We start from the raw sequence: 12,639 nt of genomic DNA, 5'->3' as shown, positions 1-12,639 counted from the left end.
CGGCGCCAATCCGGGAGCCATGACCCTGCTCACATGGCCCCCGGACGGCTCACCGGTGCGAGGTCACCAGCCCGGATTCTGCGGAGGCTGCTGTCCCTGGCCGGGATGGTCCCAGGGCTGACCGCCCTGATTCGGCTGACCCTGCCCCGGCTGAGCCCACGGCTGACCCTCCTGCGGTGCGGGCGGGGGCGGCGAGGCCTGGCCCCACTGCTGACCGTCCTGCGGTGCAGGCGGCGGGGGAGAAGCCTGGCCCCACTGCTGACCGCCCTGCGGTGCGGGCGGGGGCGGCGAGGCCTGGCCCCACTGCTGACCGCCGGGCTGCTGCGGCGCAGGGGAGCCCTGGCCGTTCCACTGCGGGCTCTGCGGAGCCGCCGGGGGCGCGGCAGCGGCCGCTGCGCCGTAGCCGCCGGGCATGCCACTGGACGGGCCCGAGCCGCCACCCTTGTTCTTCCGGGCACGGATCACGAAGAAGGCCACCGCTGCGAGCAGGAGCAGGAAGAGGAAGCCGAGCACCAGGACGACCACGATCACGATCACCCAGGGGAAGCCGCCCGCGTCGGCGCGGATGTCGACCCCCGCGGTGAACTCCTCGAGGCTGGTGTAGGTGACGGAGCTGCCGTCGACCTCGCCGCCGACGGACTCGATGATCTCGCCGGGGAAGGTGAAGGTCATCTGGAAGTCGAATTCGGACATGTCCATGCCGGGGCCGCTGATGTCGTCGGCCGCGCCCTCCAGGCCGGTGATCGACAGCCGGTACTCGCCGTCCTCTTCGGTGAGGGAGAGGTCCGAGTCGAAGTTGTCGCTGGTCATCACGCCGGTGATGAGGCAGCCGAACTGGCTGTTCTCCTCATAGGACTCGATGTCCGGAGCCATCTCGCCCGCGATCGAGATCTCGTCGACCAGGTCGGCGCACATGGCCTCCGCAGTGTTGAAGCCGGTGGTCGCCACCTCCTCGTCGAGGGCGAAGTCGTAGCTCACATTGATGGTGTCGACGTCCTGGATCTCGAACTCCGCATGGAGCTTCCCGCATCCGGCGAGGATCATCAGGAAGGGCAGGAGGAGTACGGCGACGATTCGTCGTCGCGTCGAGATGCTGGTCATGGGGCCCCCGTCGGGTCATTCGCTGAAACGCTGAACATGTGCGGCACCGGCGGCGCTGTGGCAGTGTCGGTGGCTCCCAGCGTACCCGGGCAGGGTGATCAGCGCGGTGGGGAGAACTCCCCATCGCGCAGCCCCTCAGAGGGTGGCTACTTCCAGAACATCAGCATTCCGCCGCCCACCATCAGCACTCCGAACCCCACTGCGAGGTTCCAGTCGCCGATCGGCAGCGGCAGCTGGCCAGCGGAGATGTAGTACGTGACCAGGTAGAGCAGGCCCAGGATCAGGAGCACGACCGCCGTCGGGGCCAGCCAGGCAGGGTTCTGCGTGGCCACGGCGACGCGGCGACCGGTGGTGCGGGAGCTCTCCGCGGCGGCCGCCTTCTTCACCGAGGTGGACCGGGTGGAGTCCTTGGCCTTCTCGGTGACCTCGCCACCCTTGGGCCGCACGGGGTCCTTGCCCGTCGAAGAGCCCTTCGGCTTCTTCGAGACAGGGTCCTTCGCCGCAGCGGAGGTCGACTTCTCGGCCGCAGCCGCCGTCGCCTCGTCGTCGGCATCCGTCCCCAGGCGCTCCGAGCTCTCCGTCGCGGCCTCGGCCTTCGCGCTCGACGCCGCCCGAGCGGACGGCTTCTTCCTGCTCCTGGCCATGAAACGGTGCTCCCTCGACGCGGCGGGCGGCGCGGGCGTGCCGCGCGGGTCCGCAGACGCGGACCTTGGCCTAGGGTAATGCTCGTCGGGCGAGGACGTGAAGTGAGGAGCCACGATGGAAGCTGAGGCCGCGGGCCACGGTGCCGAACGCCCTCCTGCGCGCCTCCGGGGCCGTCTCGGCGTCGCGCTCGTGATGATGCTGTGCGGCGTCCTGTTCGCCACCACGGGACGGCTCTCCGGGGGTGGATCCATCCGGGACGAGAGCAGCGACGTGGTGGGCGTGCTCCAGGAGCGCGGCCGCGATATCGAGCAGCTCACCGAGGACAACGTCGACAAGCGCGCCGAGGTCGAACGGCTGCGCGGGCAAGGAGCCGGCGCCGAGACCTCCGCGCGCACCGCGCAGGTCGGAGAGGCCGTGGGGCTCAGCGAGGTCAGCGGGCCCGCGCTCCGGATCACCCTCACCGACGCCCCCAGCAGCGCGCTGGGCGCGATCCCCGGCACCGAGCCCAACGACCTCGTGGTCCACCAGCAGGATCTCGAGTCCTACATCAACGCCCTGTGGCAGGGCGGAGCCGAGGCGATGATGCTGCAGGACCAGCGGGTCATCAACGGCAGCGCCTTCCGCTGCGCCGGCAACACCCTCCTGCTCGAGGGCCGGGTCTACTCCCCGCCGTTCGAGATCACCGTGATCGGCCCGGTCGAGGAGATGACTGCCTCGCTCGAGCAGGATCCGGGCGTCCAGGTGTACCGCGAATGGGTCGACCACGTGGGGCTGGGCGAGAAGGTCGAGACCCTCGAGGACACCACGCTGCCCGCCTTCGAAGGCTCGCTGACCGTCGATGCGACGGTGATCCGATGAGGCCCACCCACCGCAGGCGCCGCGGCAGCGGCCTGATCGGCATCCTCGGTGAGCTGCTGCTGACCCTCGGCGTGCTGCTGCTGCTCTTCCTGGTCTGGCAGCTGTGGTGGACCGACGTGCTCGCCGACCGCGAGCAGGCCGGCATCATCGACGGCCTCGAACAGGAATGGGGAGAGGTCGACGCCGAGCGGATCGCCCCCGCCAGGACGGGCCTCCGCCGGTGCCCGACACCCCGAACGACACCATGGTCTGGGGCAAGATGCACGTGCCCGCCTTCGACCGTCCGCAGTTCCCCCTCGCCGAAGGCGTGAGCCTCGAAGAGGTGCTCAACGTCAAGGGCGCCGGGCACTACCCGGAGACCGCCCTGCCCGGCGAGGTCGGCAACTTCTCGGTGGCCGGTCACCGCAACACCTACGGACGCGTCTTCGAGGACATCGCCCGGCTCGAGAGCGGAGAGGCGATCGTGGTCGAGACGGGGGAGGCCTTCTACGTGTACGAGGTGACCGAGTCGCTGATCGTGCAGCCGCAGGAGATCGAGGTGATCGCACCGACACCGGGGCAGCCGGGTGTCGAGCCCACGGAGCAGATGCTCACCCTGACCGCCTGCCATCCGATGTTCTCGGCCCGGGAGCGCTATATCGTCCACGCAGAGTTCGCGTACTGGACCGACCGGGCCGACGGAATCCCCGAGGCTCTCGCCACGGGTGCCGGCGCGTCCGGCGACGGGAAAGGGAGCTGATGTACGGCTGGCTGTTCCGCCATCTGCCCGGGCCGCTGTGGGTGAGGATCCTCCTCGCCGTGCTGCTGCTCGCGGCGATCATCGTGGCGCTCTTCGGCTGGGTGTTCCCGGCGATCGCGCCGTACATGCCCTTCAACGACGGTCTGGTGGGCGCGCCGGAGCCCGGTGATGGGCCGGGGCCCTCCCGCTCCTGACCTGGCTCAGACGGTGGTCATGAGGGGCTCGAGGCCCTCGGCGCGCTCGGCGGCGTCGAGGCCGTCGCACAGCTCGAGGAAGCGGGCGAGCATCAGGTGCCCGTTCTCGGTGAGCACCGACTCCGGATGGAACTGCACCCCGTGCAGAGGCAGCTCGCGATGTGCCAGGCCCATCACCATGGCGTCGGCGGTGCGGGCGGTGACCTCGAGCTCTGCGGGGATCGTCTCCGGTACCACCGTGAGCGAGTGGTAGCGGGTCGCGGTCATCGGGGAGGGGACGCCGGCGAAGACGCTGGCCCCCTCGTGGGTGAGCTCGCTGGTGCGGCCGTGCATGAGCTGCGGTGCGTGGTCCACGGTGGCACCGAAGTACTGGCCGAGGGCCTGGTGGCCCAGGCATACCCCGAGCATCGGCACCGACTGCTCGGCGCAGGCCCCGATCACCTCGAGAGAGCGCCCCGCGGTGCTCGGATTCCCGGGACCGGGGAGACCAGCACCCCATCCATCCCCCTCAGGTCCACAGCTCCGGCGGCGTCCTGCGGCACCTCGTCATTGCGCACCACGACCGTCTCAGCACCCATCTGCTGCAGGTAGCCCACGATCGTGTAGACGAAGCTGTCGTAGTTGTCGACCACCAGGATGCGTGCGGGGCGGCTGTCGCGATCAGCCGTTGCCATTGCCGCCGCCCCGTCCGTTGCCCTTGCCACGGCCGTTGTTGCCCTGGGCGTTGTCCTCGCCGTCCTCCGGGTCGTCGCTGGGGTCGTCGGTGGGGGTCTCGCTCGGCGACTCCGAGGGGCTCTGCGAGTCCGAGGGCGACGGGGTCTGCGTCGGTGTCGGCGTCGGCTCGGGGCCTGAGGAGACGACGATGATGATCGTGGAGCCGCGATCGGCCGATTCGTTCGCCGCGGGCTCGGTGCGGATCACCTGGCCCTTGGGCACGGAATCGGAATGCTCCTCGGTCGGATCGAGGCCGAACCCGGCCTCCCGCAGGGTCTGCTGCGCGTCATCGAGCGTGTGCCCGGTGACGTTCGGGACCTTCACCGGCCCGGGTGCCGCAGCGATCACGAGGTCCACGCTCGAGCCGTAGGGCACGAGCCCGCCATCCGCAGCGGGGGTCTGCGAGAGCACGGTGCCGGGATCCTCTTCCGGGTCCTCCCGCTCCGAGGGGGCGGGCACCGTGAAGCCGCGGGCCTCGAGCGTCTCGGTCGCCCGGTCGATGTGCGTTCCTTCGACGTTGGGCATCTCGACCTTGCCGGAGGCGAGCCGCACCTCCACCTCGGATCCCTTCTCCACGGTGGCGCCGCCCAGCGGGCTGGTGCTGGAGACGGTGCCCTGCTCCTGGGGGACGTCCTCGGCGTCGCCCTCGGTCATCGTCAGGCCGGCCTCCTCGAGCGCCTCAAGGGCCTCCTCGCGGGTCTTCCCCTCGAGCCCGTCGGGCACGGTGACCGATTCCGGGCCTGCGGAGACCACCACGGCGACGACCGAGCCGGTCTCGGCCTCCTCACCTTCGCCCGGGGTGGTCTCGATGACCCGCCCGGCCTCGACCTCCTCGGACTCCTGCTGGGTGAACTCCGGCTCGAATCCCTCTTCGCGCAGTATCGTGCCCGCGTCCTCCTCGGTCTCTCCCACGACTGCCGGGACCTGCACCATCTCCGGTCCACGGTCGCCGAACGGATCGAAGACCGCGATCGCGGCGCCGACCAGGGCGAGCACGGCCACGATCACCAGGATGATCAGCCACCAGGGCTTCTTGCGCTCTTCCTGCTCTTCTTCGACCTCGTCGGCCGTGTGCAGGGCGATCGGCCCGGTGGAGGGGGTCGGAGCGGATGCCCCGTTCCAGCTCTGGGCACGCAGCCCGGCGGCGCCGACCGCACCGGCGCCGGCCATCGCGGGCAGCGCCTCGGTGGCGTCGTCGACCGAGCTGAGCACCGTGGTCGCCTCGGGATCGTCCCCTGCGGAACCCGCGCTGGCGACCAGGCTGGGCGCACGCCCGCCCACCACAGCGGCGATGTCGCGGGAGAAGGCGACCGCGCTGGGGTAGCGCAGCTCGCGATCCTTGGCGAGGCCCGTGAGGATCACCGCATCCATGGCGGGGGTGATCGCGGTGTTGTAGGCGGACGGCGCGTGGGGCTCCTCGCGCACGTGCTGATACGCGATCGAGACCGGGGTGTCGCCCGTGAAGGGCGGGCGCCCGGTGAGCATCTCGAACATGACGCATGCGGCGGAGTAGATGTCCGAGCGGGCATCGACCAGCTGGCCGCGAGCCTGCTCGGGGAGAGGTACTGGGCGGTGCCCATCACGGCCTGGGTCGCGGTCATCGCGCTGGTCGCATCGGCGATCGCGCGGGCGATCCCGAAGTCCATGACCTTCACCGCGCCGGCCTCGTTGATCATGATGTTGCCGGGCTTGATGTCCCGGTGCACGATCCCGGCACGGTGCGAGTACTCCAGCGCGCTGAGCAGCGCGGCCATGATCTCCCCGGCCTGATGGGCATCCATCGGCTTCGCGGGATCGATGTGCTCGCGCAGGGTGCTCCCCTTGACGTGCTCCATCACGATGTACGGGATGGTGACGTCCGCGCCGGTGACGGTGGTCTGATGCTCCTCGCCGGTGTCGTACACCGCGACGATCGAGGGGTGGTTCAGGGAGGCGGCGCTGTGCGCCTCGCGCCGGAACCGCTCCTGGAAGTTCGCATCACGGGCGAGATCCGAGCGCAGCACCTTGACGGCCACCGTGCGGTGCAGGCGGGTGTCCTCCGCGAGGAACACCTCGGCCATGCCCCCGGTCCCGAGGATCTTTCCCAGACGGTACCGCCCGCCCAGGACCACGTTCTTCTCGCTCACTCCACACCTGTCCTCGTGCCGTGGCCGACACCGACCGATCCGACCATCGTAGTCGTTGACGTCCCCTCATCTCCCCAGAGCTGAGCGATGTCCGCTCCCGTGCCGGGCCCCGCCGCGCCGAAGGGCAGCATGCCCAGCCCGCCCAGCACCGCGGCGGCGATCGCGACGATCACCAGGAGCACCAGCACCAGCCCGGGCACCGACATCCCGGCCACCTTGCGACCGGTGACGGAGGTGCCGTGGACGGTCCGCGAGGAGGCGGCGGTGTCCACGTCGTCGAAGGCGCTCGCGCTGAAGGCGCGCTCCGGGGCGTCCTTCGCCCCGCGGCTCGTCGCAGCGGCCGACGTCCCGGGGCCTGCCCGGAGGAGGGTCTGCGTGCCGAGCGGGGCGGGGGCGCCGGGGACGCCGCCGAGCGGGCGGAGCTCGTCGTCCGCCGCGGGGCGGAACCGGCCGACGCCGCGGACAGCGCCGAGGGGCCGGAGGTGGCGGAGCGGTGACGGATGCCGCGTCCGCGACCGGACAGCGGCAGCGGCATCGCAGCGGTGCGGGTCCCGGTGGGCGAGGACCCGGGGGCCTGCCCCTTCGGCGACGGAGAACCGCTGGACGGGCCGCGGGAGCCGCCGGGACGGATCCGGTTCTCACCGGTCCAGTCGTGGTCCTCGACCCGGCTCACCGGGATCGCCCCGGTGGTGAAGCGCGGCTCGACCCCGCGCTGGATGGCTTCGAGGATCCGCGCCACCGCCGACGCCGAGCGGGGACGATTCGCGGGGGCCTTGGCGAGCATCATCATCACCAGGCGCCGCAGATCCTCGGTGATCGCCTCGGACAGCTCCGGCGGCTGCTGCTTCACCTGGGCCATGGCGATCTCCACCTGGCTGGAGCCGGTGAAGGGGCGGCGGCCGTTCAGCATCTCGTAGCCCACGATGCCCAGCGCGTAGATGTCCGAGAGCGAAGTGGCCTGCTTGCCCATCGCCTGCTCCGGAGAGAGGTACTGGGCGGTGCCCATCACCAGACCGGTCTTGGTCAGCCGCGCCTGATCCTTGCTGCGTGCGATCCCGAAGTCGGTGATCTTGGTGGACCAGTCGTTCTTCTCGTCCACCAGGACGTTCTCGGGCTTCACATCACGATGGACCACGCCCTTGGAGTGGGCGGCGTCCAGTGCGCGCGCGAGCTCGATGAGCAGCGCGACGACCCGCTTCTCGGGCAGCCCGCCGGGGTTCTGCTCGATGATCTCCGAGAGCGGCCGGCCCGGGCAGAGCTCCATCACGATGTACGCCCGGCCGTCGAGCTCGCCGTAGTCGTAGAGCGCGGCGATGCCGTCATGGGAGAGCGCGGCGGTGTGGCGGGCCTCGGCGCGGAAGCGCTTGAGGAAGCCCTCGTCCCCCGCATACTCCTCGCGCAGCACCTTGATCGCGACCTCGCGGTCGAGCTCCTGGTCACGACCCTTCCAGACCTGACCCATCCCGCCGGTGGCGATCAGCGACGTCAGTTCATAGCGCCCTTCGAGCACGAGTCCTGGCTGCGTCCTCATGGCTGGATCACCGCTTCCATCACGTCCTTGGCGATCGGCGCCGCAGTGCGCGAGCCGTATCCGCCCTGCTCGACCAGGACCGCCACAGCGATCTTCTGGTCTTCCTGCTGTCCGTACCCCACGTACCAGGAGTGCGCGGCGCGATCCTCGCCCCACTCCGCGGTACCCGTCTTGCCTCCCACCTCGACGCCGTCGATCGCTGCGGCGGTGCCGGTGCCGTCCTCGACCACGCCCACCATCATCTGGCGCATCTGGGCGGCGTTCGCCGCGGTCAGCGGCTGGCCGAGCTCCTTCGGGCTGAGCTCGGCGACCGTGGACAGATCGTTGGTGCGCACCGCCTGGACCAGCTGCGGCTCCATCACCACACCGTCGTTCGCGAAGGCACCGGCGACCATCGCCATCTGCAGCGGTGTCACCCGGGTCTCGTACTGCCCGATCGAGGTGGTCGCGATCTGGGCCGCGTCCAGCTCATCGCCGATGCTCGAGGGCGTCACCGACAGCGGGATCTCGAGCCGCTGGCCGAAACCGAACTCCTCCGAGGTCTCTCGCAGCGCGTCCTCGCCGACCTCGGTCCCGAGCAGGGCGAACGAGGTGTTGCAGGACTGACGCAGCGCGTCGGCGAGGGTGGAGGCGTCGTCCGGGCCGCAGGGCTCCGTGCCGCCGCTGGCGCGGTTGTTCATCACGGCCGAGGAGTTCGGCAGGTCGTAGGTGCCCGGGCCGGGGATCTCCGTCTCCGCGGTGTACTCCCCGGTCTCGAGCGCCGCGGAGGCGACCACGAGCTTGAACGCGGAGCCCGGCGGATAGAGGTCCCCGCCGATGGCGCGGTTGGTCAGGGGCCGGTCCGGATCGTCGTTGAGCTCCGTCCAGGCGCGGTTGACCGCACCGGTGTCGTGCGAAGCCAGACGGTTCGGATCGTAGCTGGGGGCGGAGACCATCGCGAGCACCGCGCCGGTCTCCGGGTCCAGGGCGACCACGGAGCCGCGGCGCCCGTCGAGCGCCTCCCATGCAGCCTCCTGCGCGGCAGAGTCGAGGGTGAGCTCGACGCTGGCACCCTGCCCCTGCTGCCCCGAGAGGATCGCGGAGAGGCGGTGGTAGAACAGCGCGTCCGCGTCCCCGAGAGCGTGTCGTTGAGCGAGCGCTCGATGCCGGTGAAGCCGAACACCACCGAGTAGTAGCCGGTCACCGGGGCGTAGATCCCCGCCGGGTCGTAGCTGCGCAGGTAGCCGTAGGTGTCCCCGGATTCCCGTGAGCTCGCGATGGCTTGGCCGTCCACCACGATCGGTCCGCGATGGCGGCCGTACTCGTTGTAGGTGGTGCGGTCGTTCTGGCCGTGGGCGTTCAGCCGGTTCTGGGCGATCACCTGGAAGTAGGTGGTGGAGGTGAACAGCAGGATGAACAGCACGCCGGTCACCAGCCAGACGTGGCGGAGGGGCTTGTTCATGCGGGCACCTCCGAATCTCTGCGCGCAGCGGTGGGGGCAGCGCCCGGGACCTGTCGGGCCGCGGGCCGACGGGCCGCATCGGACAGCCGCACCAGGATCCCGGCGATGATCCAGTTGCACACCAGCGAGCTGCCTCCCGCGGCGAGGAAGGGAAGGGTCAGGCCGGTCAGCGGGATCACGCGGGTCACGCCGCCGACCACCACGAAGACCTGCAGGGCCATCACGAAGCCGAGGCCGCCGGCGAGCAGGGTGCCGAAGCCGTCCGAGATGCCGACGGCGGCGCGGATCGCGCGCTGCACCAGCAGCAGGTAGAGCAGCAGCAGGGCGAAGGCGCCGACCATGCCGAGCTCCTCCGCGAAGGAGGCGAAGATGAAGTCGGACTCCGCATGGGGGACCACGTCGGGCCGGCCCTCGCCGAGGCCGGCACCGGTGAGCCCACCGTTGGACAGGCCGAACAGGCCCTGGCTGATCTGCATGCAGGAGGAGTAGTTCTCGCTCGACAGCGGGTCCAGCCAGCAGGTGATGCGGGTGCGCACGTGACCCATCTGGGTGGCGGCGAACACCGCCGGAGGCAGGAACATCACCGCTCCGATGATGAGCCAGCTGAGCCTGTCGGTCGCCACGTACAGCATCACCACGAACAGGCCGAAGAACATCAGAGAGGTGCCCAGATCCGTCTGGAACACCAGCACCGCCATCGCGAAGCCCCAGGCCACCAGGATCGGACCGAAGTCGGACCAGCGCGGCAGCTGGATGCCCAGCACCTTCGGGCCCGCAAGGGCGAGGGTGTCGCGGCGGGAGACCAGGTAGCCGGCGAAGAAGATCGCGAAGGCGATCTTCGCCAGCTCCGCCGGCTGGAAGCTGTACCCCGCGATCGAGATCCAGATCTGCGAACCGTTGCGCGCCGAACCGAGGCCCGGCACCAGCGGCAGCAGCAGCAGCACGCCGCCGGCCACGGCGCTGATCCAGGTATAGCGGCGCAGCCGGCGGTGGTCGCGCAGCAGCACCACCACGGCGATGCACAGACCCACGCCGACGACCGCCCACAGCATCTGACGGTCCGCGCTGGCCGAGCTGCGGATCTCGTAGATCGTGTTCGCGCCGTGGATGCTCTCGATCATCGCGATGCCCAGCAGGTTCAGCAGCACCACGATCGGCAGGATCACGGGATCGGCGTACGGGGTGCGCCACATGACCGCGACCTGCAGCGCGATCACGAGCACGAGGGCGCCGATCCCCACCGTCATGAGGTTCTCCGGCAGCTCGTCATGCCGACCGAGTCCCACCAGGGCGTAGGCGCCCACCCCGATGATCACCGCCGCCAGCAGCAGCAGCCCCTGCGTGAGGCGGCGCGGGCGCGCGGTGTAGGACACGACCGTGGCCATCAGGTCTCCTCGCCCTGGCCGGGATGCGGGATCCCACGGTCGGTGCTGGTGGGGAGGGGCTCCATCTCCCCGGAGCCTGCTGCTTCCTCCTCCTCGCGGCCCCCGGCATCCGAGGCGCCGCCGGCGTCGGAGGGAGCAGGGGAGACCACCGGAGGCGGCTGGTTCGCGGACGCGGCCAGCTCGAGCCGCTCGATGATCAGCTCGGCGGACTCACGATCGGAGGCGGAGATGGAGCTCTCGACCTGCTGACGGGTCACCTCGGGCAGGTCCTCGAGCTCGACGTCGGTGACCTCGACGGGTTCGGACATCGAGATCGGCCCCAGATCCTGCGCCAACCCCTGGTAGAGGACCACGTGGGTGCCGTCGGTGCCGACGTAATACTGCCGCTGCGACCAGGCGTAGCCCGCCCACAGCAGCCCGCCCAGCAGAGCGAGCAGGAGCGTCAGGGCCACCAGTGCCGGCCAGAGGCTGCGACGCGGCGGCTCCTCCTCGGAGAAGTCATCGTCCTCGTAGGGGGCCTCGGGCTCCTCGCGGGTGAGGGCCGCGGCCTTCGCCGCAGGGCCGGAGGCCGTCGTCGGCGCATGTCGGTTGCGTGCCGCGGAGCCCACGATCTGCGGTGCCGAGGACGGCGCCTCCTCGCCGCGCGGCAGCGCGTCGAGATCGACCACATCGGCGATGATGCAGGTGATGTTGTCGGGGCCGCCGCCCTTGAGGGCGAGCTGGATCAGGGCCTCCGCGCACTCCCCGGGGTCCTCGATCTCCTTCAGGGTGGCGTCGATGGTGTCCAGCGAGACCAGCCCCGACAGGCCGTCGGAGCAGAGCATCCAGCGGTCCCCGGGATGAGCCGGTCGCAGCGAGAGATCCAGTTCGGGATCGGCATCGACATCGCCGAGGACCCTCATCAGCACCGACCGCTGAGGATGGCGCTCCGCCTCGTCCTCGGTGAGCCGGCCCTCGTCCAGCAGCCGCTGCACGAAGGTGTGGTCCTTGGTGATCTGGGTGGTCTCCTCCGCGCGCAGCAGATAGGCGCGGGAGTCGCCGATGTGCGCGAGGGCGAACTTGCCCTCCGCGCGCAGCAGCGCGGTGATGGTGGTGCCCAGGCCCCGCAGCTGGGGCTCGTCCCGGGCGCGGCGCAGGATCTCCTGGTTCGCCTCGAGCACGCTCTCCTCGAGGGTGGCCACGATGTCGGAGGCCGGGGTCTCGGAGTCCAGCTGCGCGAGGCGGCCGATCGCCACCGAGGAGGCGACATCGCCGCCGGCGTGACCGCCCATGCCGTCGGCCACCACCAGCAGGTGGGAGCCGGCATAGCCGGAGTCCTGGTTGTTGGACCGCACGAGGCCGACGTCGGAGCGGGCGGCGTACCGCAGTGCAATGCTCATCGGGGACCTCGTCTCAGTTCGATCTCGGTGCGGCCGATCCGCACCTGTGCCCCGGGACGGAACGGCACGGCGCCCTCGATCCGGCGCCCGGACACCAGGGTGCCGTTGGTGGAGCCCAGATCCTCCACCATCCACTCGCCCTCGCGCTGGAAGACGCGGGCGTGGCGGTTGGAGGCGTAGTCGTCATCCAGCACCAGCGTGCACTCGGGAGCGCGGCCGATCAGGATCGGGGTGGAGCCCAGCGTCAGCGAGGTGCCGCGCAGAGGGCCCGCGGTGACGACCATCGCGGCCTGGGTGACCTCGGGGTCCGTGCGCAGCTGCGCCGGATCCGCGCCTGCCTCGGCCGCAGCACCACCGATGGGCCCCGAGGCGGGACGCTGCTCGCGGCGCGGATCGCGGCTCGAGCGGGTCACCACGGTGGTGCCGAACAGGTCGTTGCGCAGCACCAGCACCACGACGATCACGAAGAGCCACAGCGCGAGCACGAAGCCCAGGCGCAGCGCGACCAGGGTCAGTTCGCTCATCG

The 12,639-nt window shown here is 70.6% G+C and carries 15 protein-coding genes and 1 pseudogene; 4 read left to right on the top strand and 12 right to left on the bottom strand.

The features are described from left to right. Positions 1 to 63: 63 nt before the first annotated feature. Both H3H54_RS15955 and H3H54_RS15950 read right to left on the bottom strand, forming a co-directional pair. A complete protein-coding gene (locus tag H3H54_RS15955) occupies positions 64 to 1,101 on the bottom strand; it encodes an LppM family (lipo)protein (protein ID WP_262424629.1) in 1,038 nt (345 codons plus the stop codon). 146 nt (positions 1,102 to 1,247) lie between these two features. Further along, positions 1,248 to 1,745 (bottom strand): cell division protein CrgA, encoded by a 498-nt coding sequence (locus H3H54_RS15950; RefSeq protein WP_262424628.1) that lies wholly within the window; start codon positions 1,743 to 1,745, stop codon positions 1,248 to 1,250. A gap of 115 nt (positions 1,746 to 1,860) precedes the next feature. Between H3H54_RS15950 and H3H54_RS15945 the strand changes: the two genes are divergently transcribed. The 4 genes from H3H54_RS15945 to H3H54_RS15930 are packed head-to-tail and all read left to right on the top strand — an operon-like array spanning position 1,861 to position 3,537. Next, positions 1,861 to 2,604 carry a DUF881 domain-containing protein gene (locus tag H3H54_RS15945; protein ID WP_262424627.1) on the top strand — a complete coding sequence of 248 codons (744 nt, stop codon included), beginning with the start codon at positions 1,861 to 1,863 and terminating at the stop codon, positions 2,602 to 2,604. Next, positions 2,601 to 2,915: a hypothetical protein gene (locus H3H54_RS15940; RefSeq protein ID WP_262424626.1), complete on the top strand. Its 315-nt coding sequence runs from the start codon at positions 2,601 to 2,603 to the stop codon at positions 2,913 to 2,915. Before H3H54_RS15945 ends, H3H54_RS15940 begins: the two co-directional genes overlap by 4 nt. Next, positions 2,825 to 3,343, top strand: a complete 519-nt coding sequence (locus H3H54_RS15935) for a class E sortase (RefSeq protein WP_262424625.1) — start codon at positions 2,825 to 2,827, stop codon at positions 3,341 to 3,343. Before H3H54_RS15940 ends, H3H54_RS15935 begins: the two co-directional genes overlap by 91 nt. After that, complete coding sequence (locus tag H3H54_RS15930; RefSeq protein WP_262424624.1) at positions 3,343 to 3,537, top strand: hypothetical protein; 195 nt, start codon at positions 3,343 to 3,345, stop codon at positions 3,535 to 3,537. The genes H3H54_RS15935 and H3H54_RS15930 overlap by 1 nt, the downstream gene beginning before the upstream one ends. A gap of 6 nt (positions 3,538 to 3,543) precedes the next feature. Here the strand turns inward: H3H54_RS15930 and H3H54_RS15925 are convergent. The 10 genes and pseudogenes from H3H54_RS15925 to H3H54_RS15885 all read right to left on the bottom strand — a co-directional run bounded on the left by H3H54_RS15925 (position 3,544) and on the right by H3H54_RS15885 (position 12,637). Continuing rightward, positions 3,544 to 4,211: pseudogene (locus H3H54_RS15925) on the bottom strand (anthranilate synthase component II). Beyond that, entirely contained in the window at positions 4,198 to 5,184 is a 987-nt protein-coding gene (locus tag H3H54_RS15920) for a PASTA domain-containing protein (protein WP_262426511.1), read from the bottom strand. The pseudogene H3H54_RS15925 and the gene H3H54_RS15920 overlap by 14 nt, the downstream one beginning before the upstream one ends. A gap of 425 nt (positions 5,185 to 5,609) precedes the next feature. Continuing rightward, a complete protein-coding gene (locus tag H3H54_RS15915; protein WP_262424623.1) occupies positions 5,610 to 6,377 on the bottom strand; it encodes a protein kinase domain-containing protein in 768 nt (255 codons plus the stop codon). Then, on the bottom strand, positions 6,374 to 6,583 hold the full coding sequence (locus tag H3H54_RS15910) for a hypothetical protein (RefSeq protein ID WP_262424622.1): 210 nt from the start codon (positions 6,581 to 6,583) through the stop codon (positions 6,374 to 6,376). Before H3H54_RS15910 ends, H3H54_RS15915 begins: the two co-directional genes overlap by 4 nt. Beyond that, positions 6,547 to 7,908 (bottom strand): serine/threonine-protein kinase, encoded by a 1,362-nt coding sequence (locus tag H3H54_RS15905; protein WP_262424621.1) that lies wholly within the window; start codon positions 7,906 to 7,908, stop codon positions 6,547 to 6,549. Before H3H54_RS15905 ends, H3H54_RS15910 begins: the two co-directional genes overlap by 37 nt. Next, entirely contained in the window at positions 7,905 to 8,843 is a 939-nt protein-coding gene (locus H3H54_RS19180) for a penicillin-binding transpeptidase domain-containing protein (RefSeq protein WP_316249232.1), read from the bottom strand. Before H3H54_RS19180 ends, H3H54_RS15905 begins: the two co-directional genes overlap by 4 nt. Continuing rightward, positions 8,738 to 9,349, bottom strand: a complete 612-nt coding sequence (locus H3H54_RS19175) for a hypothetical protein (RefSeq protein ID WP_316249062.1) — start codon at positions 9,347 to 9,349, stop codon at positions 8,738 to 8,740. The genes H3H54_RS19180 and H3H54_RS19175 overlap by 106 nt, the downstream gene beginning before the upstream one ends. Further along, a complete protein-coding gene (locus tag H3H54_RS15895; RefSeq protein ID WP_262424620.1) occupies positions 9,346 to 10,734 on the bottom strand; it encodes an FtsW/RodA/SpoVE family cell cycle protein in 1,389 nt (462 codons plus the stop codon). The genes H3H54_RS19175 and H3H54_RS15895 overlap by 4 nt, the downstream gene beginning before the upstream one ends. After that, a complete protein-coding gene (locus H3H54_RS15890) occupies positions 10,734 to 12,113 on the bottom strand; it encodes a PP2C family serine/threonine-protein phosphatase (protein ID WP_262424619.1) in 1,380 nt (459 codons plus the stop codon). The genes H3H54_RS15895 and H3H54_RS15890 overlap by 1 nt, the downstream gene beginning before the upstream one ends. Further along, positions 12,110 to 12,637, bottom strand: coding sequence for an FHA domain-containing protein (locus tag H3H54_RS15885; RefSeq protein WP_262424618.1), 528 nt, complete (start codon positions 12,635 to 12,637; stop codon positions 12,110 to 12,112). The genes H3H54_RS15890 and H3H54_RS15885 overlap by 4 nt, the downstream gene beginning before the upstream one ends. Positions 12,638 to 12,639 lie beyond the last annotated feature (2 nt).

The organism is Brachybacterium sp. Z12, from assembly GCF_014400405.1.
Classification (GTDB): Bacteria; Actinomycetota; Actinomycetes; order Actinomycetales; family Dermabacteraceae; genus Brachybacterium.
This window is presented reverse-complemented; position numbering and strand designations above follow the sequence as displayed.

Excerpts from the sequence above, each read along its gene's own strand:
- H3H54_RS15955 (WP_262424629.1), bottom strand. The coding sequence starts at position 1,101 with ATGACCAGCATCTCGACGCGACGACGAATCGTCGCCGTACTCCTCCTG.
- H3H54_RS15950 (WP_262424628.1), bottom strand. The coding sequence starts at position 1,745 with ATGGCCAGGAGCAGGAAGAAGCCGTCCGCTCGGGCGGCGTCGAGCGCG.
- H3H54_RS15945 (WP_262424627.1), top strand. The coding sequence starts at position 1,861 with ATGGAAGCTGAGGCCGCGGGCCACGGTGCCGAACGCCCTCCTGCGCGC.
- H3H54_RS15940 (WP_262424626.1), top strand. The coding sequence starts at position 2,601 with ATGAGGCCCACCCACCGCAGGCGCCGCGGCAGCGGCCTGATCGGCATC.
- H3H54_RS15930 (WP_262424624.1), top strand. The coding sequence starts at position 3,343 with ATGTACGGCTGGCTGTTCCGCCATCTGCCCGGGCCGCTGTGGGTGAGG.
- H3H54_RS15920 (WP_262426511.1), bottom strand. The coding sequence starts at position 5,184 with ATGGTGCAGGTCCCGGCAGTCGTGGGAGAGACCGAGGAGGACGCGGGC.
- H3H54_RS15910 (WP_262424622.1), bottom strand. The coding sequence starts at position 6,583 with ATGTCGGTGCCCGGGCTGGTGCTGGTGCTCCTGGTGATCGTCGCGATC.
- H3H54_RS15905 (WP_262424621.1), bottom strand. The coding sequence starts at position 7,908 with ATGAGGACGCAGCCAGGACTCGTGCTCGAAGGGCGCTATGAACTGACG.
- H3H54_RS19180 (WP_316249232.1), bottom strand. The coding sequence starts at position 8,843 with ATGGTCTCCGCCCCCAGCTACGATCCGAACCGTCTGGCTTCGCACGAC.
- H3H54_RS19175 (WP_316249062.1), bottom strand. The coding sequence starts at position 9,349 with ATGAACAAGCCCCTCCGCCACGTCTGGCTGGTGACCGGCGTGCTGTTC.
- H3H54_RS15895 (WP_262424620.1), bottom strand. The coding sequence starts at position 10,734 with ATGGCCACGGTCGTGTCCTACACCGCGCGCCCGCGCCGCCTCACGCAG.
- H3H54_RS15890 (WP_262424619.1), bottom strand. The coding sequence starts at position 12,113 with ATGAGCATTGCACTGCGGTACGCCGCCCGCTCCGACGTCGGCCTCGTG.
- H3H54_RS15885 (WP_262424618.1), bottom strand. The coding sequence starts at position 12,637 with ATGAGCGAACTGACCCTGGTCGCGCTGCGCCTGGGCTTCGTGCTCGCG.